The organism is Aeromonas sp. EERV15, from assembly GCF_900079845.1.
Lineage (GTDB): Bacteria > Pseudomonadota > Gammaproteobacteria > Enterobacterales > Aeromonadaceae > Aeromonas > Aeromonas sobria.
The window spans coordinates 166536-191313 of record NZ_FKKY02000002.1 but is presented as its reverse complement, the minus strand read 5'-3'; the positions used below and the strand labels follow the sequence as shown (position 1 = coordinate 191313).

Genomic DNA, 24778 nt, shown 5'->3' with positions numbered 1-24778 from the left:
TAGAGAATGCCGTCATGGCATTCAAGGCGGCCAAAAAACAGACACAGCGTGCCCGCCATCTCTATTGGCGACTCGCTCAGTCCCGCTGCCAATGCATCATCAGCTCGGGGCGGCCGCTATGCTCGCACAATTGCTGCTCACCCTCTTTAAAACCGTTGCGGCAATAGAAGCGGCGCGCCTGCTCATTCTCGGCGTAGACCGATACAACAACCATGTATGCATCGCAGCAAGCCGTACAAATAAATTTCGCCTTTGAACGCGGAGAACTCACCACATTCAAAACTAAAAACCACTGTCTCCCGATGAGCCAACGCTCAGGTTGCTATCCATTCGTGCATTCTTGGCATATTTTTTAATCGCCACCGAGAACAAAGCTCGGCATTCATCACGTTTTTGCTTATTACTGAAAACAATTTTCTGCGAGCCAAACTTGCCACTGATATTAATAGAAAAATATTTCCTCTTGCGCTTAGAGCCAACCTGGAATATTTCGTTATCGATGCGATAGATATCTGATATAGAAACAGTCTTTCGTTGCCAGGAATTACGAAACTTCCTGAAAAACAAGTACTCAAACACTGAATTTTCTATATCTTGCGCACAAAAGGTAACGCGAGCTGACTTTCCAAACTCGAAAATGACGGCTGGCTGGTGTACTCGCCAAACCCGGATAAAAGAAATGATGAATACAACTAAAATTAAAAACGAAGGAATAGCCAGCAACTCAATACCCAATATAGGGAAATGCAGTTTTATCTGTTTTCCAACAACATAAAAAACAATCGCGGCTAAAAGTGACACCTCAAGAGCGATACTCCACGCCATATCCAATGCATAACTCACATCGTAGATAGCCTGCACATCCGCATGAGTATCATCCATCCATTCTGATTGCATTGATGTTTCTAAATCACGTTCAGGATTTGCTGGCTGAGTAACTTTTGAAGTATCTCCACCGCATTGGGCTGATAACTTAGCGCATGCGGCCTGTAATGTTTTCTCCCCGATCTGTTCAATGAGACTGGTTGTGATTTTAATCGAGCGTTGGAATAACTCATCACTCATAAACAACATCCTCAGCCATCAAAACAGAAAGCTGTTTTAGTGATGGCTTTTCTACCTTCGATAAGCGATTTGCTTGTTGCTGCATGCTTCGCTCAAATAAATGCCGAACCACTCTGGCATTACCAAAATTAGTCTCTGCATCACTGATCAGCTGTTTCATACAAGCAAACACTTTCAGCAGAACAGCCTTATCAATAATCAATTTATTGTCCTGACACATTTTATAAAAAATCTGAGTCAGATCACGAGCCGAATAATCTTCGAACAGTAACTCACGAGAAAATCGCGAGCGCAATCCGGGATTGCTTTCGATAAAGGTATGCATTTCTTCTGGATAACCAGCAACGATCACTACGATGTCGTCTCTGTGATCTTCCATTAGCTTTAATATGGTATCAACCGCTTCTTGGCCATAGTTATCATGACCATCATCTGAGCGAACCAAGGTATAGGCTTCGTCGACAAATAATACCCCACCCAGCGCTTGTTCAAAGACAGCATGAACTTGTGAGGCTGTCTGACCACTATAACTGGCAACCAGACCAGCCCGGTCGACTTCAACAACATGCCCTGAACGCAATAAACCAATCTCTTTATAAATAGCACCAATCAGTCGAGCGACCGTCGTTTTACCCGTTCCAGGGTTACCGACAAATGACAAATGCAATGAGAACGGAGGTGTCGGTAAACCCGCAGATTTTCTATGCATCAAATAGCGAGCCAGATTGGTTAGATTACGCACTTCCTCTTTTACTTCGGCCAAGCCGATTAAAGCATCAAGCTGTCCCTGCGGATTTTTAATTTCATTGGCTAATACCCGCTTTACCGGGATGTCATCCTCGCTCTCGGCATCCTCATGCAACGCATTCTTCGATGACTCATCAGAAGAGCTCGGTAAATCATTTTCATCTATAAACTCAGCCGAGCATCCCATTCCTAGTGCAACACGAATGGGCCTCAGTAATGACTCAATTCGTTGGATATCCACCAACGAGCGGTCACCATCCCAAGCACAGGCAGTATTGAGCAAAATATCCAGATACGGATACATTTGCTGACCAGCCCCGGCCTCTATGCGTTCGCCCAGCAGAATAAAAGCTGGCGGAATCGTTGGCTCAAAACCTGCAGAATTGGCACCAGATCCAGACAAGCGGTCGATCAACTCAATGGTCAGGTTCAGACACGTCACCTGGTTGATAAATTTCTTATCCGCCAGTTTGATTCGGCTTGGGCCTGTCATCACATAATCCAGAGCTGGCACCACCCAGGCGACCAGCATAGCCAATAGCGATGGAGAGAACGGCGGCTCATTATCAAAAGGGTGAACCATGGTGTCTCTGCAACACAGAGATACCAGGTTCGTCATGGCCTGTTTGGCCTGAATGAGTAGTTGATCACTCATCTTGGTAATTTACCCATCTATCAATTGCGTCAATTAGATTATTTTTTCTTCCCACATCGGAACCGAGGAGGTTAAAAGCAATTTCTTTTACTCTCCACTCCTCATCCCCTGTTATTGAAATCAAATTTTTTGCATTACATACTGCAGGAGAATTTACAATATCATACATATAGCCTCCCGCACTTAACTCGGAATCAACTTCCAAACCCAACCCAAGACATATACTTCGCAAACCTTGCAAGTCCTTTTTAAACTTATAATAGTTATCACATATAAACTGAGCCAGTCTTATAATTCGCTCACTTCCCTGATTTATATCATCTTCAATCTCACAGACGTTCTCATTATTCAGCCAAGTATGCAACCTGCGAATCATGGCATCTCTAGAACCTTTATGCTCAATATTCAAGCTCCGCAATACAGTTTTAATATCACTGTTATCGTAATCAAAAAAAATAGATTCCAGATTTTTTACGTCGCAGTTATATTGCAGGGCGTTTTTGAACTTATCCAAAAGAAAACCTTCTATATCTTTATCTTTGGCAACTCTTTTAATTGCATCCAACAGCTTTTCAGCTGTATATTCCTCTCGCCATATTGAAATGTATTTTTCTGTAAACGCATTATGCCTTGTGTCTAACCATAAAATTAGCTTTTCAATGTTTCCATTGAAGTTTTCATGATTCAAGCAGATGCCGTTTACATCCACCGCCTTAATTTCAGCCGGAATGTTATTTGGAAAACAAGTAACACCATTAACAAACACAGGAATAACATTTTTCTTATGCTCAAGTGCATACATAATTTCCTTTTGCACCCAAGGAGATTTCATCACATCGGCTGACACGACCAAAACAAAATTTCTTGCTTTCTTAATATGTGCAAAAATGCTAGCTTCATAGTCACCTCTCGTTAGAGTTTCAACATCCATGAAGCCGGTTATCTTTTTGGTCTTTAACACCTCGTATAACAAGCGGGCTGCAGTTGAACCACCCTCACGGCGATAACTAATAAACACGTCAATCATTTCATTCTGATTCATTATCATATCCCTATGCAATATTCACTTCAAATTCATTAGTTCTATTCATCTGCAGCCAGGCTGCATTCTCATATAGCGCTTCCCAGCCTAAAGTTTTTAATAACTCTAGCGCCATAGATTCATTACCTTGTGCAATAGCTCGCGCAATTTGTTGGTCTGCATACTTGAATATTGCAGCTGCACGCTCATAGCGTGATACATTTTCTTCGAATCCCATTTGGCTCATAAAGGCTTTGGCCAAGGCCGAAACAACAAAAGACATACCGGAGATCAATACCATGATATTCAGCCACAGACCATCCAATCCCAACAAATCAGCCGCCAAAGTGACAATAGTCATCCCAATGGCACAACCGAACGTCATCAATACCGCTTTATTCCATTTTTTTATTTTCGCCAGATCTCTGTGCTTCGCTTTATCGAAGTATTTAGCCTGATCTGCAACCCATGCCTGCTTTACCCATGACACATCGGGTTTTGACGACAACTCGGTCACCATCATCAAATTTCGAATCGACTGAGATATCCAATCCACATCTCCTAGTCGATTGGTACGGTAATAATCAGAGGCCACATATTTCAGGCCCAATGCGCACCAGAAAAATTGCACACGCAAACCTTCAGCCAATACACGCCACTCGATAAATTGCTCTTCACGCGGCATCTTTCCCTTAAAAAAGAAACGGAATGCACACCAAGCCACTACGGCCAGCGTAATATGGCCAGCGAGCCAGAACCAACGCATATCGGGGCCAGAGTAGACCTGCTGACAAAAAATTGAAATCAGGGCTACCAGAGTGATCCATCGAATTGATGATTCACGCTGTTTTTGCCGCTTGATTGCCAACGCATCGGCCGCAGAATATACATCCAGAAGGTGGGAGCAGTTTTGCTGCAACTGTTCAGGTGCAGAGCCGGATAATAGCCACTCTTTGCTCTGGGCAAGTTGTTGATCCGTGATCTCTTGGGCTGCATGACGATTGAAATCATCTATCTCCTGCATCACGGGATACGGGTCCACCGGTTGACTACGCGTGCCCGCCCAGGTAGCTACCAACTCCGGCTTCACAATCGGGTTTCCGAGTTGTGTGTGCTTTAGTCGTCGTGTCCAGAGATGTTCTACTGGGGTCTTTTCTGGTGCGGTCAATAACACATCCTCGTTGACCTTGATGCCTTGCTCACTCATCCGCACCACATCGGCTGTGCCGCCCGGCAATATAGCCATGGAGCCATCTGCGGTTGGCTGCTCGCAAACACCATCCCACAGGAGAACAATCAGTTGGCAATGACGCACCAGAAACCGGGCTAGACCGATATAGCTATCATCGCGCATGGAAGGTGATTGTAGATTAGCCTGAAGCACGGTCGCTCGACCTGATAGCCGATGAAACTCAGCTTTGGACTCCTCAGAGGCGAAATCCTCCAAGTATGACGCCTCTGGCATCGGCAGCACGGCGACCAGTTCCAGCCCTGCCTCCAATGCGGCATATGCGGCAATCCGATCTGCCCCTTCCGCCAAGCCACTGAGCAACTTGATGGTGCTATTGGGATGCAGCGCTTTGAGTCTGGTGAACCGCTCATAGAGCTTTGACTTGAGCTGAGGCAGATCCTCAGGAGGTATGTCCCTGTGTCCAGAAACACCGATATGAATGGGAATAACAGGTTTCATTCTGACTCCTGAGAATAAAGCTTTTATCTGGGGAAGATTTCCAGCATGACGTTGACCTCAACGTCATGATTGATCCAGGGGTTAATATATCGATAGCCGTAGCGGTTCGACTGAGGCCGACGGCTCAAAACTGCGTTCCAGCAGCTGGCCACCGGTAATTCATAAGCCGGATCGAGCAGATAGATAAACTGGTCACACTGCCCTATCGCTAGGGTCCAGTGGTTCAGGCCATCGTTCTTGCGGGAGGTCACATCGACAATGACAGGGTGCTGATCGGCCAGGGCTTGGCTCAATTGAGACAAAACTGCCGACGGAGAATCGGCATAGGTACGAGTAGCCAGATTGGGATAGACGGCGAACATCGCCTCGAGCTGCTCGATGGTGGTGCCCTGAGTCACCATGGGGTCATGCAAGCGTTCGATTTCACGAAACAACCGACCAATCCGGGTACGGTAGTCGAGCCGATTCATGGCGGGTAGCGAGCTCGAATCCAGCACATTCAGTGCCAGTAGAGCCATCACCACGCAGTAGGGGCCACATGCGCCATCCAGATCACCTTGGCGCAGATGAACGGCACCACCATTGGCATTGGTTAGGCAGCCATCAGCATCCAATCCCAATCCATCGATTAATTCGATATTCATCAAAGCAATCCTTGCGCACTGTACTAATACAATCTGCGGATTGAACGAGGCGAGGCTACCAAATCGGGAATGGCTCTAATTTGCCAACGCCGTTAACCCATTACAGAACTCAACCACACTCAGATCATTAGGGGGAGCGGGCGTTGCAGCAGCAACTGAGCGATAGCCGCCCCTAACGGAGCATGATGCTGCCTCCGATGATGTCGCTCAGGTATGTTTTTGCCATCATGCCTGCTACTACCTTGTTAGTAAAAAACTTAGCCTTATCATCATACGCCACCCCTTATTGCATCCGTAGTTTAGGGTGTTTACTCAGTCGAGTAATATCGATATTCGTCACCTTTCTGACAGCGAATGCTCATGGTGTGGCTCCGAGAGCGGCGTTGTATCGCGCAACTATGATACCGATTGAAGCCGGTGGTGGAAGGACTGGAGGGCGATAATCTGTGCCGGATCAATAAATTAAGGCAATTAAGGGGCTAAAACGGCAAGGCCTCCGATATCAGAGGCCTTGTGGTAGGGCAATAACTGGCTTGGCTATGCAGGCCCGCACTGATCAGGGCAGGTCCAGGGTAAAGCGGGCGCCGCCGAGGGGGGATTCATCGACCCGGATCTGGCCGCCGTAGCTGTGGACGATCTCGGTCACTACCGCCAGCCCTATGCCCTGACCGGGGGAGCTGTCGGCACGGACGCCGCGCTGGAATATCTGCACCGATTTGGCCGGGTCTATGCCGGGGCCATCATCTTCCACTTCGATACGCAGTCGTTCAAGGTGGCGAGACACAGTCACCCGGATCTCGCTGATGGCGAACTTGCAGGCGTTGTCGAGCAGGTTGCCCATCAGCTCCATCAGGTCGCCCTGTTCGCCGTGAAACAGGGCATCGTCGTCGAACTTGAAGTGGGTTTGCAGCTTCTTGTGGCGATAGACCTTGGTCAGGCTGGCCAGCAGTTTTTCAATCAGCGGCACAGGTTCGGAGCCTTTGCTGGCAAGGCGCTGGCGGCCGGTGACGGCGCGTCTGAGCTGGTACTGGATCATCTGATCCATGGTGAGGATCTGTTCGTTGATGTTGTCGTGGATCTCCCGCCCCAACTTGATCTCCTGGGTGGTCATCTGGATCAGCGCCAGCCGGGTTTTCAGGCTGTGGGCGAGATCGTTGAGGGCGTGCTGGTAGCGCTGGGTCTGCTGGCGTTCGTTCTCCAGCAGCTGGTTGACCGAGTCGGTCAAGGGGGCCAGTTCCCGTTCAAATTCATTGGAGAGGGCATCCCGTTTGCCAGCCCGGATATCGTCGATCTGGCGGGCAATGGTGCGCAGGGAGCCGAGACTCCAGAAGGTCGTGAGCAGCAGCAGTCCGGCCAGCAGCAGGTAGGCGAGCAGGGCCTGACGGGCAATCTGGTAGAGGTAGGCGCGCGATTCGGCGTGATAACGCTTGGCCGAGTCGATCATCACCACGTAGTAGGCGGTGGTGCCGCTGCCGGGATTGCGGATAAAGCGCAGGCTATAGACGAAGTAGCTCTCGCCGTTCTTGATGGTGTGCTTCTTGAAGAAGTAGTCGAGATCCATCCCCCCAAGGTAGCGCATCAAGTCACCGCAGATGGTCTGTTTGGCCTTGATCACTTCCGGCATATGGAGGCTGGACCAGACAAGCTCGCCATCTGCCCGGCAGATCAGGGTATCGAGGTTGCGATCGCCGGCATTACGGGACATCCGCCCCAGCTCGACTGTGGGCCCCTTGTCGTCCGGTTCGGTGGAGGAGAACAGTTTGGCCAGGTTCTCCTGCATCCGGGCGCTGGCCTTTTGGGTCTGCTCCTCGATGTGACCAATATAGAGGGCATACACCGCAAACCCCATGCTCAGCGCGATGACCAGCAGCGAGCTGAGCAGTAGTTTGATGTGCAGGGAGCGACGGATCATCTTGATGGGGCGCGGCAGATGAGAAAGCATCAGTTACACGAGAGGTTGAAGATGTAGCCCTGACGCCGGATGGTGGAGATGGGTTGAATTGTCCCTTCCGGATCCAGCTTCTTGCGCAGGCGGCTTACCATCACCTCGATGGTGTTGGGGTCCCCTTCGCCATCACCGTAGAGCTGGTCGAGCAGTTGCTGCTTGGAGACTACCTGACGGGCATTGCGCATCAGGTACTCCAGAATGAGGTATTCAAAGCTGGTGAGCACCGATACTTCACCGGCGATAGTCAGCTCCTTGCGGGAGAGATCCAGCTCGTAATCACCGGCCTTCACCTTGGGTGAAATAAAGCCGGCACTGCGACGCACCAGCGCATTGAGGCGGGCCAGCAGCTCATCTTTCTGGAACGGTTTGACCAGATAGTCATCGGCACCTGCTTCCAGCCCTTCGACCTTGTCCTGCCAGTTGCCACGGGCGGTCAGCACAATGATGGGGAAGGAGATCTGCCGTTCGCGCAATTGACGGATCAGTTGCAGGCCATCCATGTCGGGCAGGCCAAGATCAATGATCGCTACATCAATGGGGTAGTCAGCGGCGTAGTGCAGTGCAATACCTGCCTGATCGGTGCTGTAGACCTGATTGTCGGCTTCGGTCAGCAGGGAGGAGAGGTGGTGATTGAGCAGCTTGTCGTCTTCGACCAATAAAATTTTCATGATGTGAACGGTCATAGGGGTCCAGGCTGCCAATTAGAAAGTGTATGTCGCTGAGAGTCAATTCGAATCCTATCGCGCCGCGCCTGTATCGGGACTGAATCAGGGGGACTTCAGAGTTTGCCGCAACTGGTCGTTTAACCATGGTCCTGTGTTGTCGATGGCATGCTGGTCAGCGGCCATGCTGCGAAAGGTTTGATGTGATGAGAGAGATGGCCGGGAGGTTAGTGGCGCGACTGCAACAGCGTGAGCGCAGCGACTTCCTCTATATTGTCTGGCTCTGCTGGGGTGGAGCCTTGCTGCTCTACGCGTTGGGGTCACCCTGTTTTCTGTGGCCAGTGGCGCCGATGCTGCTGGTTCTGCTTGTGTGGTTGGTGGAGAGAGTCCGGATGTTTGGAAGAAAAAATGGTGGTGCGGCTGCTGCTTCGGTTGGGGCGACTGTGATTGCGGCGGGTGCCCGCTTCAAGGGCGAGTTGCAGGTTGAGGGGGATCTGGAGGTGCGCGGTCACGTCAATGGCACCATCCAGCTCACCGGTGGTGTGCTGCGCATCATGCAGGGCGGCAGTGTTGAGGGGGATGTGAGTGCTCCCCACGTGATCATCAATGGCTTGCTGGAGGGGACGTGCACCTCTGCCGAGGTGGAGATCCTGGAGAGCGGCAAGATGCAGGGGATTTTCAAGGGGGGGAGCCTCTCCATCTGCAAGGGTGGCAACTTTGTCGGCCAGTCCCAGCCCACCGTTGCAGGCAAGGCCGATCCCGTGTTGCAAGCCTTGTCTGAAAACCGATCGCCAGAGAGCAAGCAGCCGGAGAACAAGAACAATGTGAAAAAGCTGCCGCACGAGCCGAAAGGCAAAGTGGCGGAGGAGCTGGCCAAGCAGGCGTAAGGCTCTTTGCCAGCTGTACAGATGACGGTTGTTCAGGAAAACGCAGAGGGGGCCACGATGGCCCCCTCTGCGTTTTCCTGTTTCTCGTTAGCTGCGCCGCGGCGGCAGCATATTGGTGAGGGTGTTGTCTTTGAGAATATGGTGGTGATAGAGGGCGGCCACCGTGTGCAGGCCGATCAGGGCATAGCCGACATCGCCGAGGGTTTCGTGCACCTCCTTGATCAGCCCCTTGAGATCCGGGTTGGGGGCGAGCAGGGCCGGCAGCTCAAGCCCGAAGAAGGGAATGGGCTTGCCTGCGGCGCTCAGCAGCAGCCAGCCAAACAGCGGAGTAAGAATGATAAAGCCATAAAGGGCGAGGTGAGCCAGTTTTGCCAGTTTGTGCATCATCGGCGAGAGCTCGGGCACGATACGGGGTGTCGGGCTCATCTTGCGCACTACCAGCCTGACAAGCACCAGGGCGAAGATCAGCAGCCCCAGCATAAAGTGCCACTGCTTCATCAGGTCGCGGCCAGGGTCCCCCTTGGGGAAGATGTCGCGAAATTCGATCAGGGCGTAGACGGCGATCATCGCCACCAGGGTCAGCCAGTGCAGCCCGATACTCAAGGTGCCGTAGCGTTTTTCACTGTTCATCAGCATAGGTTTGTTCCTTCGAAGTGTTGTCACATCCGTGTGGCATCCCCGCACTCAAACGTGTCGGGGCGAGGCCAGATCCCTTGGCGGCAACAGCCGGGCTGCCACGTTTGCCATAAACCGGCAGCCTGCCGCTGGCATCAGTCTGAGAGGAGATGCCCTCTAACTGTCTGCATGGTATCACTGGCAACCGGGTGGATAGTCTGATCAATGCCACACAATTTACAGGCTCATTAAGCCCCTTGTGATGTGAAGGAGGCGTGAAATAGGCGACGTGACATAGCATCTGTGATGGCGGATGACCTTCCGGCCCGCCAAGGTTCAGGCGGGCTCGATGGCCAGCACCACGCAATCCGGCTCGCTGATGCGAAAACGGACATTGCAGTCAAACAGCCGCACCCCGTACTCTTTCTCATCCAGCTTGCCCTTCTTGTAAGCGGGGCGCGGATCTTGCGCCAGCACTTCGCTCACAAGCTGGCGCAGCTCGGGATGGACCTTGAGCCAAGGTTGCAGCTGCTGCTCGGCCTCGGCACTGAAACTCACCGCCAGCGGCGGAGTGGGGGCATCGGGGGCAAAGCCGCCACGGGCCTGTGGCAGGCTGTCGGCATAGGGGATATAGGGCTTGATATCGACGATGGGGGTGCCATCGAGCAGGTCCACCGCCCCCAGCTCCAACCACAGCTTGCCCCGCTCGCGGCCAACCCCGTGCAACTCGACTACCGAGAGGCCGAGGGGGTTGGGGCGGAAGGTGGAGCGGGTGGCAAAGACGCCGACCCGTTCGTTGCCGCCAAGGCGTGGCGGGCGCACCGTCGGGTGCCAGCCCTGCGCCATGGTCTGGTGAAAGACGAAGCTGAGCCACAGATGGGAGAACTGCTCGATGCCGCGCAGCACATCCGGCTGATCGTAAGGGGGGAGCAGCTCGAGGCGGGCGCGGGCCGATTTGACCAGACCGGGCTGGCGGGGGATGGCGAACTTCTCCTTGTAGGGAGAGCGGATGATCCCGAGGGTGTCGATTTCGAACTTCATGGCGGATCCTGACTGAAAACCCCGGCAATTTAGCACAGGCGGCCCCAAAACGCAGGCTCTGCCTCATTACCCCATTTCTGCTGCGCTGCCGTGATCCCTGTCCCATCCCGGCCAGTCGGGGGCTGTGCCGTACCGTCAAGTTGCGTAGGGTGGAGGCAACTGGCATGTCAGGATGAAATGTGCGCACTCGCGCCGACGGGGAGGGAGAGGGATGAAACTGCTGATTATCGGTGGCACCGGCTTTTTGGGTCGCCACCTCACTGCGCTGGCGCTGAATTGGGGCCATCAAGTGACCCTGTTCAATCGTGGTCAGCGTCAGCACCCTGATTGGCCTGATCTGGTGCAATTCACCGGTGATCGAGACAAGGATCTGGGGGCGCTGCAAGGCGCGGGGTTGCGCTGGGATCTGGCCATCGACACCTGCTGCTATCGCCCCGAGCAGGCGGCGAGCCTCTCGGCAGCCTTGCTCGGGCGCTGTGAGCGGCTGATCTTTATCTCCACCATCAGCGTCTATCGCGATTTCTCTCTGCCCGGGATGGATGAGTCGGCGCCGCTGCATGCTATCCCCGCAGGGGAAATGCCCAGCGATTATGGCCCCCTCAAGGTGTTGTGCGAGGCGCAGTATCACGCCCGCTGGGGCGAGCGGCTTTGCATCCTGCGCCCGGGTGTGTTGTGCGGCCCCCATGATCCCACCGGTCGGATGGCGTGGTGGGTGAAGCGGGTGCAGCAGGGTGGGCCCTGGTTGCTGCCGGGCAGTGGTGAGGATCGCTTGCAGTATCTCGATGTACGCGACTGCGCCGAGTTTGTGCTGCGCGCCGCCGAGCAGCAGCTGGGGGGCATCTTCAACCTGCTCAAGCCCGGCATTACCCTGAGCGACTGGCTGGAGCGGCTGAGTGCCCGCTTGCCGCCAGCCAGCCCCATCCAGCCCGAGTGGCTGCCTTGGCCGACCCTGATTGCGGCCGGAATCGAGCCCTGGCAGAGCTATCCCACTTTGCTGCCTTGCGAACAGGCGGAGTTTGCCGGTTATGGCTCGGTCAGTGCCGAGGCGGCCATCGTCCACGGTTTGAACTTCCGGCCACTGGAGGAGACCGCCGTCGATCTGGCCAACTGGTTGGCCATCGAGCCTGCCGCCGGATTAGTGGTCACGGGCCTGACCATGGTGCAAGAGGCGCAGTTGCGCCAGCAGCTACTGGTCGCTAGCTGCTCACCGTGACGGAGAGTGAAGTAACAAAGAGCGCAGTAACAAAGAGTGCATAACAAAACGGGCACGCGATGGCGTGCCCGTTTTGTTATGAAAAGCCGTGGGCCTGTTACTTCTCTTCGGCCACTTTCAGCGCCTGTCCGTAGCAGATCACCTGTTTCAGGCAACCCGGGGTATCGCTGAATTCGGCGCACTTGTCGATGGTGACGCCGTTGCCGCCCATGTCGGCTGCACGGCGGCGGGCCAGAGTGCGGGCATCACCGGCGTTGGGCACCGGCTGGTTGGCATCGGCCTGGCAGGATTCACCCTCGATGGTGCCGAGGTAGAGGTAGTTGAGGTCAGCCAGCTCATCTTGTTCGTAGATGCGCACGCTACCGGGTTTGAAGTAGTCGCTGAAGTTCTCTTTATCCAGATTGCTGTTAAAGGCGTAGTTGGCACAACCGGAGGCAATCAGGGGCATCATCAGGATCAGGCGTTTCATCATCTCGTATCTTGTGTCGGCGATGAAGACAGTAGAAAGGCGCAGGCGATCCATGTCGGCATCTTGTTGAATAATGAGGGGGACATTATAGGGGCCAGCCGCCTGTGGCGACCAGCCCCGTTTTGCGCCCGGGTGTCAGGGTGTGACCCCCATCAGTCTGATATCAGGCTGATATCAAACAGGAGCCAGCCGTTGGTAGAGAGATTGATTGGGGTAGTAATCATCCGCAGCCGCTCATGTAGTGGTGGGGCGCACAGCCAGAGGCGACCCTCCTCCTACCTGTCATATCTCAAACCGGAGCCAGCCGCTGATAGAGGCTGCGGTAGTAATCATCCGCCAGCAGCTCTTTGTGAGGGGCGCAGAGGCGGATCTGCCCCTCTTCCATCAGGGCAATCCGGTCCATCTGCTCCATCCCCAGCAAACGGTGGGAGATCAGTAGCAGGGTGCGATCCGCCCCGAGCTTGAACAGCAGGTCCATGATCTCCCGCTCGGTCTTGCTGTCGAGCCCTTCGGTCGGTTCGTCGAGCAGCCAGAGCGGTGCATCGTGCAGCAGGGCGCGGGCAAGACCGATGCGGCGACGCTCGCCACCGGAAAGCGGCCTGCCGCCGTCGCCCAGCCAGGCGTTGAGGCCCGCCTCATCTTCCAGCAAATTGGCCAGCCCGACCTGGGTCAGTACCGCCACCAGCTGTTCGTCAGTGGCGGTCGGTGCGGCCAGCTTGAGGTTGCCGCGCAGGGTATCGGCAAACAGGTGTACCCGCTGGCTAACCACTGAAATAGATGCGCGCAGTGCCCCTTCGCTGTAGTCGGTGAGCGGCTTGCCATCGAGCAATATCTTGCCCGCTTGCGGGCTCCACTCCCGGGTCAGCAGCCCCATTAGAGTCGATTTTCCACAACCGGTCTGACCCAGCAGCGCCAGCTTTTGGCCCGCTTGCAGTTGCAGGGTGCAGCCGCGCAGCACTGGCTGGGTGTTGCCGGGATAGCCGAAGTAGAGGTCACTGATCTGCAGCGCGCCACCGGTGGCGTGGGTCTGCTCGTCGCCCCATTCGGGGGCCTTGGCCTCTTGCAAAATTTCATTCAAACGGCGAGCCGAGGTGAGGCTGGTGGAGAGGTGCTGGAAGGCACCCGCCAGCGGCATCAGTGCCTCGAAGCTTGCCAGGGTGGCAAACACCATCAGCGCGGTAATGGGGTCGGGCGTAGCACCCGCCACCCCATGACCGGCCAGCCAGAGCATCAGGGTCAGGGTCCAGCCGCTCAGCAGCTGCACCGAGAAGTTGGCCAATCCGCTCACTTTGGCCATGCGGGCCTGTGCGGCGAGCAGCGCCTGTTCGGCCTGTTGCAGCTCAACCAGCGCCTTGGGGGCGGCGGCAAACATCTGCAGTTCGGCCTGACCATCCAGATAGTCCACCATGCGGGTGCGCAGGGTCGATTTTTCGGCAATCAGTGCCTGACCGGGGCGACGACCGAGGAAGTAGAACACTAGCGGCAGGGCGATCATGCCAAACAGCAGAATGGCACCGAGGGTCAGGGCGAGGCGGCTATCAAAAAACGACAGGAAGAAGACCAAGCCAGCACAGCTGAGCAGGGCTGCGCCGATGGGGGTGATCAGCCGCAGATAGACGTGATCCATCGCATCGATGTCGGCTACCAGTCGGTTGAGCAGATCCGCTTGGCGGAAACCGGCCAGGGTGCCGGTGGAGAGCGGCGAGAGTTTTTGCCAGAACCAGACCCGCAGCCGAGTCAGCACCCGGAAGGTGGCATCGTGGCTCACCACCCGCTCACCCCAGCGACCGGCAGTGCGGATGATGGAGAAGAAACGCACGCCGCCAGCCGGGGTCATGTAGTTAAAAGCATGGGTGCTCGCAACTGTCATCCCCGCCACGGCAGCGGCGGAGAGGAACCAGCCGGAGAGCGACAGCAGCCCCATGCCAGCGGCCAGGGTTACCAGTGCCAGCAGCAAGCCAATGGTGAGGCTGAGCCAGTGTTGGCGATAGAGGCGCAGAAATGGCAACAGATCAGTCATCGAGAGAACCTCCGGTACGTTGGGACAGCAGGTGGGCAAAAGGCCCTCCGGCCTGACTCAATTGCTGGAAGCTGCCTTGCTCCACCAGCTGGCCGCGCGCCAGCACCAGGATCTTGTCCATCTTGGTGAGCTGGTCGAGGCGGTGGGTGATCATAAGCAGGGTCTGGTTGGCGATGACCTGTTCGAGCGTGGTCATGATGGCGCGCTCGGAGTGGCGATCAAGACTGGCGGTCGGTTCGTCGAGCACCATCAGTTGGGTCGATTTGAGCAGGGTTCGCGCCAGCGCGAGGCGCTGGGCCTGACCGACCGAGAGGCCGCCCGCCTGATCGCCGACCGGATAGTCGAGCCCCTTCTCCATGGCAAATTCCCACGCCTGTGCCCGTTTCAGGGCATCTTCCAGCTCGCTGTCACTGGCCGTTGGCTTGGCCAGCAGCAGGTTGTCACGCAAGGAAGCGTGGAACAGCTGCGGGTTCTGCGAGAGCCAGCCCAATTGCAATCGCCACTGGGTCATGTCGAGGGTGGCAAGTTCCTGCCTGTTCACCTTGAGCTCGCCGCGATAGGGGGCAAAGCCAAGCAGGGCATTGACCAGCGAGCTTTTGCCTGCGCCGCTGACGCCGATGAGGGCGGTGCGCGAACCGGCCTCAAGGGTGAAGTCGATGGGGCCGACCAGTACCTTGCCCTCGGCGCTCAGCACCTCAAGCCCTTTGGCTTCTACCTTGACCGGGCTGTCGGCCTGGAACGGGGTGTTGCCTGCAGCGGGTTCGCTCACCTCGGTTTCGAGGAACTCCAGCAACTGCTCGGCGGCGCCGATGGCCTGTGCCTTGGCGTGGTAGTGGGCGCCCAGTTCCCGCAGCGGGGCGTAGAACTCGGGGGCGAGAAACAGCACGAACAGGCCGGTAAAGAGGGTGACCTTGCCGCCATAGTGGCCAAAATTGAGGTGATCGATATAAGAGAAGCCGAAGTAGACGGCGACCAGTGCCACCGAGAGGGCGGCAAAAAATTCCAGCACGGCGGTACTGAGAAATGCAAGGCGCAGCACTTCCATGGTGCGCTCGCGAAAATCTTCCGAGGCATCGTGGATCGCTTCTCCTTCTGCCTGAGTGCGCATAAAGAGCTGCAGGGTGCGCAGCCCTTTCAGGCGATCAAGGAAGTGGCCAGAGAGGCGGGCCAGCGACTGAAAGTTGCGGCGGTTGGCATCGGCGGCGCCGACCCCTACCAGGATCATGAAAAATGGGATAAGGGGTGCGGTACCGAGCAAGATCAACCCAGCCGCCCAGTTGACCGGGAATACTGCCACCAGAATGACCACCGGAATAAAGACGGCGATGGCCATCTGCGGCAGATAGCGGGAGAAGAAATCCTGCATGTTTTCTATCTGTTCCAGCAACAGGCTGGCCCAGCTACCGGCGGGTCGGCGCTGGATATAGGCGGGGCCAAGCCGGCTAAGGCGGGTGAGCACCAGCTGGCGGATGGTCTGGCGCACCGCGCTGCCCGCCTTGAAACTGGCCACTTCGCGGCCATAGGCCAGCGCTGCCTTGCCAAGGGTCACCAGTAGCAGGGTAATAAAGAGCGTGATGGATTGTTCGGGAGTTGAGCCCTCGATAATAAAGCGGTGTAGCAGGGTTGCCAGCAACCAGGCTTGTGCCACCATCAGCATGCCTTGACCCAGGCCAAAAGCGATGGAGAGACTGATCCAGCGGCGACCGTGACTCGATTGCTTGCGCAACCAGCCATAGAGACGTTTTTGCGTTTTTTTATCCATTACCACCATCCTCGCGTCGAGTGGCGCAAGACTATCCTTGCCGTTTGGCCTTGGCAACCTTGTAAATTATCTGTGCTGAAAATGTTTGCTTGAAAAAGCAACCGACTGCTCAATCCTTGTCCGAACAGATTGATTTATTGAAAAAAGTGGCAAATGCGGCATTGCGCTCGGCGGCAAAATGCATATAGTAAGAGCCCTGACGCGGGTGTAGTTCAATGGTAGAACGGTAGCTTCCCAAGCTGCATACGTGGGTTCGATTCCCATCACCCGCTCCAACAATTTCAGATGCCAGGCGGGCATCGTATAATGGCTATTACCTCAGCCTTCCAAGCTGATGATGCGGGTTCGATTCCCGCTGCCCGCTCCAGCTTCAAAACAAAAAGCCCACTCCTGCGAGTGGGCTTTTTGTTTTCATCTTGTTCACCGTTTGACGCAACGATCACCGGTGCTCTGTATTAAGGGAAACCGCAGAGACAGAAAAGGCGCCGAGGGCGCCTTTTCAGATCAACAGCGTAGCGAGAGCTTATTCCTGCTCCAGCTCACCACAGAAACGGTAGCCTTCGCCGTGGATGGTGGCGATGATCTCCGGGGTGTCGTTGACGCTTTCGAAGTGCTTGCGAATGCGACGGATGGTCACATCGACAGTACGATCGTGGGGCTTGAGCTCACGGCCGGTCATCTTCTTCAGCAGCTCGGCACGGGTCTGGATCTGGCCCGGGTTTTCGCAGAAGTGCAGCATGGCGCGGAACTCGGAGCGCGGCAGCTTGAACATGTCGCCAGTCGGGCTGACCAGTGCGCGGCTGTTGATATCCAGTGCCCAGCTGTTGAACAGGTAACGCTCAACCAGCTTCTTCTCTTCGCCACCGGCTGCCACGTTCATGGTGCGGCTCAGCAGGTTACGGGCACGGATGGTCAGCTCGCGGGGGTTGAACGGCTTGGTGATGTAATCATCAGCGCCGATCTCCAGGCCCAGAATTTTATCCACTTCGTTGTCGCGACCGGTCAGGAACATCAGAGCGATGTTGTCGTTTTCACGCAGCTCACGGGCCAGCAGCAGGCCATTCTTGCCTGGCAGGTTGATGTCCATGATCACCAGATTGATGGTGTGGGAGGTGAGAGCTTGATGCATCTCATCGCCATTATTGGCTTCAAGAACCGCGTAGCCTTCTGCTTCGAAAATGCTTTTCAGGGTATTGCGTGTGACCAGTTCGTCTTCGACGATCAGAATGTGTGGTGTTTGCATGAGTATTCCCAGATTCTTATCAGTTAATTATCTTAAATTTAACACTCTTTGGCGTTTCAAACCGATTTCCTGACGGATCCTGAAAATTTATTACGTCATCCTGGGTATGCGTGTCAGGTCGGAATATCGCGAATTAGGCATTGGTACCGGCAAGTATCCCTGTGCCACTTATAGGTTCTCGACAAGTCTGGTCGAGCAGAGCCTGGAAAGGTCATCCATTACGAAAGTGGCCGCATTTTATCAGTTAACAGGAGCATAACAACACTCTTTGCTGTCAGATAGCAACTTTTTAACTCTGTTTTGATATAGGTCAAACCCTGGCATAGCGGCATCATACTTGGCCTGAACCGCATTTTCGCCCTTATAAAATGTAATGGAATGTAACATGTGATTGACATGATTTTGTGGGAAAACTACAAGAAAATCTGCTTTATCGCGCCATTTGAGACACCAGACTGGCCTGCGTTTGCCATTATCACCGCCTGGAACCCTGCCAGTCAGCGGGTCGGTGAGCGGCGCAATCGACGGCGGGAACGGGCACTGTGGCGTCTGTTGACGTTGGAACTACAGGCGGCGGTGGCGGGTCCGTTTTGGGGATCTGACCCGGACGAACGTTGGCAGGAGTCATCGCTGGCAGTGGCGCTATCCCTGCCGCAAGCCCGTCAGGTGGCGGCCCGTTTTGGCCAGAATGCCATCTACTGGGTGGAGGATGGCCAGCTCTGGCTGGTGCCGGTATTGACCGATAAATCAGCAGTTTGTCTGGGCAATATTGAATCCTTCTGGATTGCCAGAAACCTTGCCTGATGAAAGAATGAACACCTTCATGTATCTGAAAGGAATCTAATCATGCTGGATCTCTTGCCCGACCTCTGTGATCAGCACGGCGACCTGCTGCAAGTGGCTGACCCGGTGTTTCAGGATTTTGGCGGCAAGGCCATTTTCTATGGCCGCGCCGTGACTCTCTCCTGTTACGAAGATAACAGTCTGGTGCGAGAACTGGTGACCCGGCCCGGCCAGGGCAAGGTGATGGTGATCGACGGTGGTGGCTCGCTGCGCCGTGCACTGCTTGGCGATCAACTGGCCATTAAAGCGGTGGAGCTGGGGTGGGAGGGGATCCTGATCCACGGCGCGGCGCGGGATGTGGGCACCCTGGCGACTCTGGCACTCGGGGTCAAGGCGCTCGCGGCTTGTCCGGTCAAGACCGAGAAGCGGGGGCTGGGTGAGTTAGGGGCCGTGGTCAGCTTTGCCGGGGTGACCATCCACGAAGGGGATTACGTCTATGCGGATCGCAACGGCGTGGTGGTGAGCGCCACACCGCTGCTGTGAACATCAGAAGTTGAAACCGACCCCGAGGCTCAACGCTTGATCTGCGGTGAAGGCACTGATGCCATAGTTGGCAGTGAGGGAGAGTCTTGGGGTCAGCAGCAGGCTGGAGTTGAGCTCCAGCAGGGTGCTGCCCTGATTAAGGTCGAGATGCTTGATCTGGCTGCCGACATTGAGCTCGGGTGATAGCTGGTAACGTACCCCTGAGCTCATATTGAAACCCGATTGGCGATTTTGATCCGCCACCGCTGGCCCCGCTTCCATAAAGAGGGTCACATCATCCACCACCGGATATTGATAGCCGCTATTGACCAGCCAGAGATCAAAACTGTCGCTGCGATGGCTATGGCCGTTGAGCAGCACCCCCGAGTAACTTTTGACATAAAGAGACGGGTTGGATTGTGGCTGGACCACTGCCCAGTCGGCGGCCTGTACGGCCATGCTGGCGCAGGATGCAAGCAGTGTGATGATGAGCTGTTTGACCATTCTTTTCCCCTCCCTGGGTCCGGAACTGAGCCTAAGCATGGCACATGCCAGTTGGGAGTAAAGTGAAGCTTGATCACAATTAAATCCTTTGGCATGGTCGCTGACCATGATAAACAGGCTGCCGTATTGATGGCTCCATTTATTAAGAGGTGAATCCATGAACAAGAAACTGACTCTGCTGGCCGCGCTGGCTCTGGGAGGCTGCGCAATGGCAACAGGTTCCAGCATGGCTCAACTGCAAGCATCCAGCTGGCAGCTGCAAGGCGCCACCGGCGATACCTTCACCCTGCAAGTTGCTAATGGCAACGTGGCGGGCAAGGGCGGCTGCAACCGCTATTTTGGCGGTATCACCCAGCAGGGTGACGGTGTCTTGACGCTGGGTGCCATGGGGGCAACCCGCATGATGTGCATCGGCGATGATATGAACAAAGAGATGGAGTACCTGCAAAAGCTTGAGAAGGTGGCTACCTATTCCATCAACGGTAACCAGCTGACCCTGAGCGATGCCAACAAGGCTGCCCTGCTCACCTTCAACGCCATGCCTGCCACCAAGTAACGGCATACCGTATTTGATGATCTTAACTGGTCATACGTTCAGAGCCACCCGTCGGGTGGCTCTGTTTTTATGGCCAGATTTTCGCTCTGCCCGGATGGGCTAGCTGTGTAAACCCACTAGCTTGCTCAGGTTGTCGCCACCGTCTCATCGGGTGAGGTGATGGTGGTGGGCAGTTTATCGATCCGTACTGCCGCCACCTTGAACTCGGGGATTTTGGCGTGGGGGTCGGTGGCATTGATGGTGAGTCGGTTGGCCGGGGCTTCGGCAAAGTGGAACGGAATAAAGACCACACCCGGCTGCATCCGCTTGGTGACGAAGGCGGGCAGTTCGATATGGCCGCGGCGGCTGGTGACTTTCACCTGTTCGCTGTTGCTGATGCCCATCCGCTGCGCATCCACCACGCTCATCATCACCCTCGGGCCAGCCAGCTTGTCGAGCCCCTTGGTCTTGCGAGTCATGGTGCCGGTGTGGAACTGCTCCAGCAGGCGGCCGGTGGTGAGCACGATGGGATAGGTCTCGTCGGGCAGTTCGGCAGCATAGCGGAACGGCGTGGCAACCATCTCCCCCTTGCCACGGGTGAACTGCTTGCTGTGGAGCAGGCGAGTGCCTTCGGGAGCCGCGTCGTTGCAGGGCCACTGTAATCCCTCCGGCCCCACCTTGTCCCACTGGATGCCAGCGTATTGCGGGGTGACCTGGCAGATCTCGGCGGTGATCTCCTGCGGGTTTTGATAGCGCCAGTCGCCGCCCATGGCGTTGGCGATCTGCTGGATGATCCACCAATCCTCCCGCGCCTCGCCCGGCGCCTTGAGAGCGGGGGAGATGCGCTGTACCCGCCGCTCGGTATTGGTGAAGTGGCCGCTCTTCTCGGCAAAGGAGCAGGAGGGGAGCACCACATCGGCCAGCTGGGCGGTTTCGGAGAGGAAGATATCCTGCACCACCAGAAACTCCAGCTGCTTGAGCCCCTCGATGACGTGATGCTGATCCGGATCGCTCAGCACCGGGTTCTCCCCCATTACATAGAGCCCCTTGAGGCTGCCTGCGCAGGCGGCATCGATGCTCTCGGTGAGGGTGAGGCCGGGTGTGCGCGGCAAGTTTGGCTGCTGCCAGGCGGTGGCGAAGCGGGCATGCACCTTGGGGTTGGCCACCTTCTGATAGCCGGGGAGGCAGTTGGGCAGTGCCCCCATGTCACAAGCTCCCTGCACGTTGGACTGGCCCCGCAGCGGGTTGATGCCGCCCCCTTCGATGCCGATGTTGCCGCACAGCAGTTGCAGGTTGGCGATGGCCCGCACGTTGTCGTGGCCGGTGGTGTGCTGGGTGATCCCCATGGAGTAGTAGATGGCGGTGCGTTCGGCGGTGCCGATGAGGCGCGCGAGTTCGATCACCTGCTCGGCCGGTACGCCGGTGACGAGGGCCACCTTGTCCGGTGCATAGGCCGGGGAGAGCACCTCCGCTTGCAGCGCCTCGAACCCTTCCACTCGTGCGGCAATGTAGGCCTTGTCGTGCCAGCCGTGCTGGATGATCTGCTGCATCAACCCGTTGAGCAGCATCACGTCGGTGCCGGGTCGGTGAGCCAGATAGAGGCTGGCGTGGTCGGCTATCTCGATCCGCTTCGGATCGGCCACCACCAGCCACGCCTTGCCTGTGGTGACCGCACGCTTGATATGGGAGCCGATGATGGGGTGGGCTGCCGAGGTGTCGGAGCCGATGATGAAGATGAGATCCGAGTGATCAATGCTCGGGATGTCGTTGGTCATGGCGCCGCTGCCGAGCGATGCCTCCAGCCCGGTGACAGTGGAGGCGTGGCAGAGCCGCGCGCAGTGATCCACGTTGTTGGTGCCCAGCTCCCGGCGCATGAACTTCTGGAACAGGTAGTTCTCTTCGTTGGTGGTTTTGGCCGAAGAGAAGCCCGCCAGCGCATCGCTGCCATAGCGCTGGCGCAGGGCGGTGAAACGCTCGGCGACCAGGGCGATGGCCTCCTGCCAGCTGGCGGGCACCAGCTCGCCATCCTTGCGGATAAGCGGGGTGGTGAGGCGTTCCTCGCTCTGGATAAAGTCAAAGCCGAAGCGCCCCTTGACGCAGAGCAGTCCCTGATTGACTGGCGACTGGCGGTTCCCCTCTACATAGCGGATACGGTTGCGCGCCTCATCGACATAGAGGGTGACGCCGCAACCAACCCCGCAGTAGGTGCAGATGGTATTGACCGGCGTGAGCAGTTCGGTGCGCCCCTGCGACTTGTCGCGGGCATCCACCAGGGCGCCGGTGGGGCAGACCTGTACACAGGCGCCGCACTGCACGCAGTGGGAGTCGCCCATCGCCAGCCCGGTATCGAACTGCGGGCGGCTTGAGAAAGTGCCATCGCTGTTCTTGGCAAAGTGCAGCACCCCCTGCACCGCTTGTTCACCACAGGTCTGCACGCACTGGCCGCAGCCGATGCAGCGGTTGGCATCAAAGACGATAAATTCGCTGCTGTTATCCACGGCAAATTTCTGGCACTGGCGGGTATCGAGAGCGCTCTGCTCGACCTTGTACTCGGTGGCGTAGTCGCGCAGTGCGCAATCGGTGTTGGCCTGACAGCCGCACTCGAGGCAGCGGCTGGCTTCGCTGCGGGCATCGGCATCACTCAACCCTCGCTCCACCTCGGCAAAGCTTCCCTCACGCTCGTCATCTGCCAGATGGGGCATGATGGTGCGGGCGACCTGCTTGAGGTGGGCAAACTGGGCGGGATCGACCTGCTTGAGTTTGGGGGCCTTGCAGGCGTTGAAGGGGGGCACCGGATCGACCATATCGCCATGGAGGAACTGGTCGATGGCCAGTGCGGCCTTGCGGCCATCGGCGACTGCCTCGATGGCGGTGGCTGGCCCGCGGCGCAGATCGCCGATGGCGAACAGGTTGCCGTGGCCGCTGTGCATGGTCTCGGGATGGGACTCTAAAGTCTGCCAGCGGGTGAAGGGGAGGGTGAGAGGCTCTCCCTCCATAAAGCTCAGATCCGGCTGCTGCGACACAGCCGCAATCACGGTATCAAACTCTTCAATGAGGTACTCGCCGGTGGGCTCGGGGCGGCGGCGGCCGGAGGCGTCTGGCTCGCCGAGGGCCATTTTCTCGAGGCGTACCTGACAGACGCGACCACGGCTATCCGGCAGGTTCTCTACCGGATTGGTCAGCATCATGAAGCACACACCTTCCTGCTCCGCCTCGTCGATCTCGTACGCCTCGGCAGGCATCTCGGCACGGGTGCGCCGATAGATCAGGGTTGTTTCCGCCCCCAACCGCACCGCCGTGCGGGCGCAGTCGATGGCTGTGTTGCCGCCGCCGATCACCGCGACTCTCTTGCCGGTGGTGAGTCGCTTGGCCAACATCTGATCCTTGAGGTAATCGACCCCGAGATAGCAACCGGCCAGGGTGCTGCCCGGGTAATCCATCGGTACCGCCTTGGAAGCGCCGACTGCCAGACAGACCGCATCATAGTCGCGGCACAGCGCCGAGAGGGTGATCTGGTGGCCCAGTCGCTGCTCGGTGTGGATCCGCATGCCGCTCTGGCACATCAGGTCGATCTCCTGATCGAGGATCGCCTTGGGCAGCCGGTACTCGGGGATGCCGTAGCGCAGCCAGCCACCCGCCTCGGGCATCGCCTCAAACAGGTCGACCTCGAACCCCTCGTAACCCAGATAGTAACCGCAGGTGAGGCCGCCCGGGCCACTGCCGATAATGGCCACCCGCTTGCCCTTGGCAGGCTTCTTTGGCGGTTGATAGGGGGCCGCCTCTGCCAGGTCCAGATCTGCTGCATGGCGCTTGAGGTGGCGAATGGCCAGAGGCTCATCCACCAACGCGCGGCGACATTCCGCCTCACAAAAAGCGGGGCAAACTCGGCCGATGGAGAGAGGCATCGGCAGGGTCTGCTTGATGACGGCCATGGCTGCCTGGTGATCCCCCATGGCGATGTGATGCAGATAGGATTGAATGTCTACTCCGGCCGGGCAGGCGCGCTGGCAGGGAGCCTCGCAATCGGCGTAGTGATCCGAGAGGATGCGGCCGAGCGCCTGCTGGCGGTGGGCGCTCAGTGCCTCGCTTTGGGTCGTGATCATCATCCCTGCCTCGGGGCGCGTCTCGCAGGCGCGGCGGATACCGAGCCCGGCAATTTCCACCACGCAGAGATCGCACGGCGTCTTGGGGCCGCTGGTGTTGTCACCGCACAGGGAGGGGATGTCAATGTGGTGCTGTTTTGCTATCTGGAGCAGGGGCTGGGTCGGGTCAACCGTCAACTGAGCCCCATCGAGGGTGATGGTGATCATGGCGTCATAAACTCGCTTTCAAGGCGCAGAAAATGCTGCATCTGGCGGAGCCAGCAGGGGAAGCGACAGGGAGGCCGCTTGCTATACGCTCACCATAGCAAAGGTCATTTACAACTTTATTTGATTTTGGACAGGTTATTGCGCTAAACAAGAAAACGATTTCAGGGTGGTGATTAGGACCGAAGTTAGATGGACAAATGAGAGGTTTCGTTGTTTTTCGTTACCAGATAAGCCGTTTATTACTGTGCATGTCAGATTTGATCTGGTTGTAACAGGGGCCAGAGTTCCATAAGGAGCAGGTTGTGTTGAGCCTGTATTTTCAACTTTTTTTGAAGATGGTAGATGGTGCAACCGTATCAGGCGATGCTGCATGACCGGCGGTCGTGACCGGATCCAATGACTGGAGTCAGTGCTCGGAAATATCACAGCAAGAGATAGCTGG

At 56.4% G+C, this 24778-nt stretch carries 21 protein-coding genes and 2 tRNA genes; 7 read left to right on the top strand and 16 right to left on the bottom strand.

Annotated elements, in window-relative coordinates; genetic code table 11:
- Window positions 1-76: 76 nt before the first annotated feature.
- The 8 genes from BN4575_RS21125 to BN4575_RS02690 all read right to left on the bottom strand — a co-directional run bounded on the left by BN4575_RS21125 (window position 77) and on the right by BN4575_RS02690 (window position 8438).
- Window positions 77-214: a hypothetical protein gene (locus tag BN4575_RS21125; RefSeq protein ID WP_256028881.1), complete on the bottom strand. Its 138-nt coding sequence runs from the start codon at window positions 212-214 to the stop codon at window positions 77-79.
- Window positions 215-282: 68 nt separating this feature from the next.
- Entirely contained in the window at window positions 283-1065 is a 783-nt protein-coding gene (locus tag BN4575_RS02720; RefSeq protein ID WP_068977036.1) for a hypothetical protein, read from the bottom strand.
- Window positions 1058-2467: an AAA family ATPase gene (locus BN4575_RS02715; protein WP_068977035.1), complete on the bottom strand. Its 1410-nt coding sequence runs from the start codon at window positions 2465-2467 to the stop codon at window positions 1058-1060. Before BN4575_RS02715 ends, BN4575_RS02720 begins: the two co-directional genes overlap by 8 nt.
- The gene (locus tag BN4575_RS02710; RefSeq protein WP_068977034.1) at window positions 2460-3509 is read right to left on the bottom strand and encodes a toll/interleukin-1 receptor domain-containing protein; all 1050 of its coding nucleotides are present in this window, start codon (window positions 3507-3509) and stop codon (window positions 2460-2462) included. The genes BN4575_RS02715 and BN4575_RS02710 overlap by 8 nt, the downstream gene beginning before the upstream one ends.
- Before the next feature lie 10 nt (window positions 3510-3519).
- Window positions 3520-5178, bottom strand: a complete 1659-nt coding sequence (locus tag BN4575_RS02705) for a hypothetical protein (protein ID WP_068977033.1) — start codon at window positions 5176-5178, stop codon at window positions 3520-3522.
- A gap of 23 nt (window positions 5179-5201) precedes the next feature.
- A complete protein-coding gene (locus BN4575_RS02700; RefSeq protein WP_068977032.1) occupies window positions 5202-5822 on the bottom strand; it encodes a hypothetical protein in 621 nt (206 codons plus the stop codon).
- A 556-nt stretch (window positions 5823-6378) separates the two neighbouring features.
- A complete protein-coding gene (locus BN4575_RS02695) occupies window positions 6379-7764 on the bottom strand; it encodes an ATP-binding protein (RefSeq protein ID WP_042020739.1) in 1386 nt (461 codons plus the stop codon).
- On the bottom strand, window positions 7764-8438 hold the full coding sequence (locus BN4575_RS02690) for a response regulator transcription factor (protein WP_042020784.1): 675 nt from the start codon (window positions 8436-8438) through the stop codon (window positions 7764-7766). The genes BN4575_RS02695 and BN4575_RS02690 overlap by 1 nt, the downstream gene beginning before the upstream one ends.
- A 200-nt stretch (window positions 8439-8638) precedes the next feature.
- Here BN4575_RS02690 and BN4575_RS02685 point away from each other — a divergent pair, with 200 nt between their 5' ends.
- The gene (locus tag BN4575_RS02685) at window positions 8639-9319 is read left to right on the top strand and encodes a bactofilin family protein (RefSeq protein WP_068977031.1); all 681 of its coding nucleotides are present in this window, start codon (window positions 8639-8641) and stop codon (window positions 9317-9319) included.
- An 87-nt stretch (window positions 9320-9406) separates the two neighbouring features.
- Here the strand turns inward: BN4575_RS02685 and BN4575_RS02680 are convergent, their stop codons facing one another.
- Both BN4575_RS02680 and tsaA read right to left on the bottom strand, forming a co-directional pair.
- Complete coding sequence (locus BN4575_RS02680) at window positions 9407-9955, bottom strand: cytochrome b (protein ID WP_068977030.1); 549 nt, start codon at window positions 9953-9955, stop codon at window positions 9407-9409.
- A gap of 315 nt (window positions 9956-10270) precedes the next feature.
- Complete coding sequence (gene tsaA / locus BN4575_RS02675; RefSeq protein WP_068977029.1) at window positions 10271-10975, bottom strand: tRNA (N6-threonylcarbamoyladenosine(37)-N6)-methyltransferase TrmO; 705 nt, start codon at window positions 10973-10975, stop codon at window positions 10271-10273.
- A 211-nt stretch (window positions 10976-11186) separates the two neighbouring features.
- On the opposite strand from tsaA, the gene BN4575_RS02670 reads away from it, so the two are divergent.
- A complete protein-coding gene (locus tag BN4575_RS02670; protein WP_068977028.1) occupies window positions 11187-12188 on the top strand; it encodes an NAD-dependent epimerase/dehydratase family protein in 1002 nt (333 codons plus the stop codon).
- 97 nt (window positions 12189-12285) lie between these two features.
- Here BN4575_RS02670 and rcsF read toward each other — a convergent pair whose 3' ends face one another.
- The 3 genes from rcsF to cydD form a co-directional block, all read right to left on the bottom strand.
- Window positions 12286-12657 carry an Rcs stress response system protein RcsF gene (rcsF, locus tag BN4575_RS02665; RefSeq protein ID WP_042020786.1) on the bottom strand — a complete coding sequence of 124 codons (372 nt, stop codon included), beginning with the start codon at window positions 12655-12657 and terminating at the stop codon, window positions 12286-12288.
- A 289-nt stretch (window positions 12658-12946) separates the two neighbouring features.
- Window positions 12947-14677 carry a heme ABC transporter ATP-binding protein/permease CydC gene (gene cydC, locus BN4575_RS02660; RefSeq protein ID WP_068977027.1) on the bottom strand — a complete coding sequence of 577 codons (1731 nt, stop codon included), beginning with the start codon at window positions 14675-14677 and terminating at the stop codon, window positions 12947-12949.
- The gene (gene cydD, locus BN4575_RS02655; protein ID WP_068977026.1) at window positions 14670-16439 is read right to left on the bottom strand and encodes a heme ABC transporter permease/ATP-binding protein CydD; all 1770 of its coding nucleotides are present in this window, start codon (window positions 16437-16439) and stop codon (window positions 14670-14672) included. The genes cydC and cydD overlap by 8 nt, the downstream gene beginning before the upstream one ends.
- Before the next feature lie 201 nt (window positions 16440-16640).
- Here cydD and BN4575_RS02650 point away from each other — a divergent pair.
- Window positions 16641-16714 (top strand) — tRNA-Gly (locus tag BN4575_RS02650).
- A gap of 17 nt (window positions 16715-16731) precedes the next feature.
- Window positions 16732-16806 (top strand) — tRNA-Gly (locus tag BN4575_RS02645).
- Between the two features lie 156 nt (window positions 16807-16962).
- Here BN4575_RS02645 and arcA read toward each other — a convergent pair.
- A complete protein-coding gene (gene arcA / locus BN4575_RS02640; protein ID WP_042020749.1) occupies window positions 16963-17682 on the bottom strand; it encodes a two-component system response regulator ArcA in 720 nt (239 codons plus the stop codon).
- Window positions 17683-18078: 396 nt separating this feature from the next.
- On the opposite strand from arcA, the gene BN4575_RS02635 reads away from it, so the two are divergent.
- On the top strand, window positions 18079-18486 hold the full coding sequence (locus BN4575_RS02635; RefSeq protein ID WP_083220982.1) for a DUF3293 domain-containing protein: 408 nt from the start codon (window positions 18079-18081) through the stop codon (window positions 18484-18486).
- Between the two features lie 42 nt (window positions 18487-18528).
- Complete coding sequence (locus tag BN4575_RS02630; protein ID WP_068977024.1) at window positions 18529-19008, top strand: putative 4-hydroxy-4-methyl-2-oxoglutarate aldolase; 480 nt, start codon at window positions 18529-18531, stop codon at window positions 19006-19008.
- Window positions 19009-19011: 3 nt separating this feature from the next.
- On the opposite strand, the gene BN4575_RS02625 is transcribed toward BN4575_RS02630, so the two are convergent.
- A complete protein-coding gene (locus BN4575_RS02625) occupies window positions 19012-19491 on the bottom strand; it encodes a hypothetical protein (RefSeq protein ID WP_068977023.1) in 480 nt (159 codons plus the stop codon).
- Between the two features lie 157 nt (window positions 19492-19648).
- Here BN4575_RS02625 and BN4575_RS02620 point away from each other — a divergent pair, with 157 nt between their 5' ends.
- Complete coding sequence (locus BN4575_RS02620) at window positions 19649-20047, top strand: META domain-containing protein (protein WP_068977022.1); 399 nt, start codon at window positions 19649-19651, stop codon at window positions 20045-20047.
- Window positions 20048-20172: 125 nt separating this feature from the next.
- Here BN4575_RS02620 and fdhF read toward each other — a convergent pair whose 3' ends face one another.
- Entirely contained in the window at window positions 20173-24336 is a 4164-nt protein-coding gene (gene fdhF / locus BN4575_RS02615; RefSeq protein ID WP_068977021.1) for a formate dehydrogenase subunit alpha, read from the bottom strand.
- Window positions 24337-24778: the final 442 nt, after the last annotated feature.

Bases quoted from the DNA above. Each gene is read 5' to 3' on its own strand.
- cydC (WP_068977027.1), bottom strand. From the start codon at position 14,677: ATGACTGATCTGTTGCCATTTCTGCGCCTCTATCGCCAACACTGGCTC.
- BN4575_RS02720 (WP_068977036.1), bottom strand. From the start codon at position 1,065: ATGAGTGATGAGTTATTCCAACGCTCGATTAAAATCACAACCAGTCTC.
- BN4575_RS02710 (WP_068977034.1), bottom strand. From the start codon at position 3,509: ATGAATCAGAATGAAATGATTGACGTGTTTATTAGTTATCGCCGTGAG.
- BN4575_RS02705 (WP_068977033.1), bottom strand. From the start codon at position 5,178: ATGAAACCTGTTATTCCCATTCATATCGGTGTTTCTGGACACAGGGAC.
- BN4575_RS02695 (WP_042020739.1), bottom strand. From the start codon at position 7,764: ATGCTTTCTCATCTGCCGCGCCCCATCAAGATGATCCGTCGCTCCCTG.
- cydD (WP_068977026.1), bottom strand. From the start codon at position 16,439: ATGGATAAAAAAACGCAAAAACGTCTCTATGGCTGGTTGCGCAAGCAA.
- BN4575_RS02620 (WP_068977022.1), top strand. From the start codon at position 19,649: ATGAACAAGAAACTGACTCTGCTGGCCGCGCTGGCTCTGGGAGGCTGC.
- BN4575_RS02690 (WP_042020784.1), bottom strand. From the start codon at position 8,438: ATGAAAATTTTATTGGTCGAAGACGACAAGCTGCTCAATCACCACCTC.
- tsaA (WP_068977029.1), bottom strand. From the start codon at position 10,975: ATGAAGTTCGAAATCGACACCCTCGGGATCATCCGCTCTCCCTACAAG.
- BN4575_RS02625 (WP_068977023.1), bottom strand. From the start codon at position 19,491: ATGGTCAAACAGCTCATCATCACACTGCTTGCATCCTGCGCCAGCATG.
- BN4575_RS02700 (WP_068977032.1), bottom strand. From the start codon at position 5,822: ATGAATATCGAATTAATCGATGGATTGGGATTGGATGCTGATGGCTGC.
- BN4575_RS21125 (WP_256028881.1), bottom strand. From the start codon at position 214: ATGGTTGTTGTATCGGTCTACGCCGAGAATGAGCAGGCGCGCCGCTTC.
- BN4575_RS02630 (WP_068977024.1), top strand. From the start codon at position 18,529: ATGCTGGATCTCTTGCCCGACCTCTGTGATCAGCACGGCGACCTGCTG.
- BN4575_RS02715 (WP_068977035.1), bottom strand. From the start codon at position 2,467: ATGAGTGATCAACTACTCATTCAGGCCAAACAGGCCATGACGAACCTG.
- arcA (WP_042020749.1), bottom strand. From the start codon at position 17,682: ATGCAAACACCACACATTCTGATCGTCGAAGACGAACTGGTCACACGC.
- BN4575_RS02635 (WP_083220982.1), top strand. From the start codon at position 18,079: ATGATTTTGTGGGAAAACTACAAGAAAATCTGCTTTATCGCGCCATTT.
- BN4575_RS02685 (WP_068977031.1), top strand. From the start codon at position 8,639: ATGAGAGAGATGGCCGGGAGGTTAGTGGCGCGACTGCAACAGCGTGAG.
- rcsF (WP_042020786.1), bottom strand. From the start codon at position 12,657: ATGAAACGCCTGATCCTGATGATGCCCCTGATTGCCTCCGGTTGTGCC.
- BN4575_RS02670 (WP_068977028.1), top strand. From the start codon at position 11,187: ATGAAACTGCTGATTATCGGTGGCACCGGCTTTTTGGGTCGCCACCTC.
- BN4575_RS02680 (WP_068977030.1), bottom strand. From the start codon at position 9,955: ATGCTGATGAACAGTGAAAAACGCTACGGCACCTTGAGTATCGGGCTG.
- fdhF (WP_068977021.1), bottom strand. From the start codon at position 24,336: ATGATCACCATCACCCTCGATGGGGCTCAGTTGACGGTTGACCCGACC.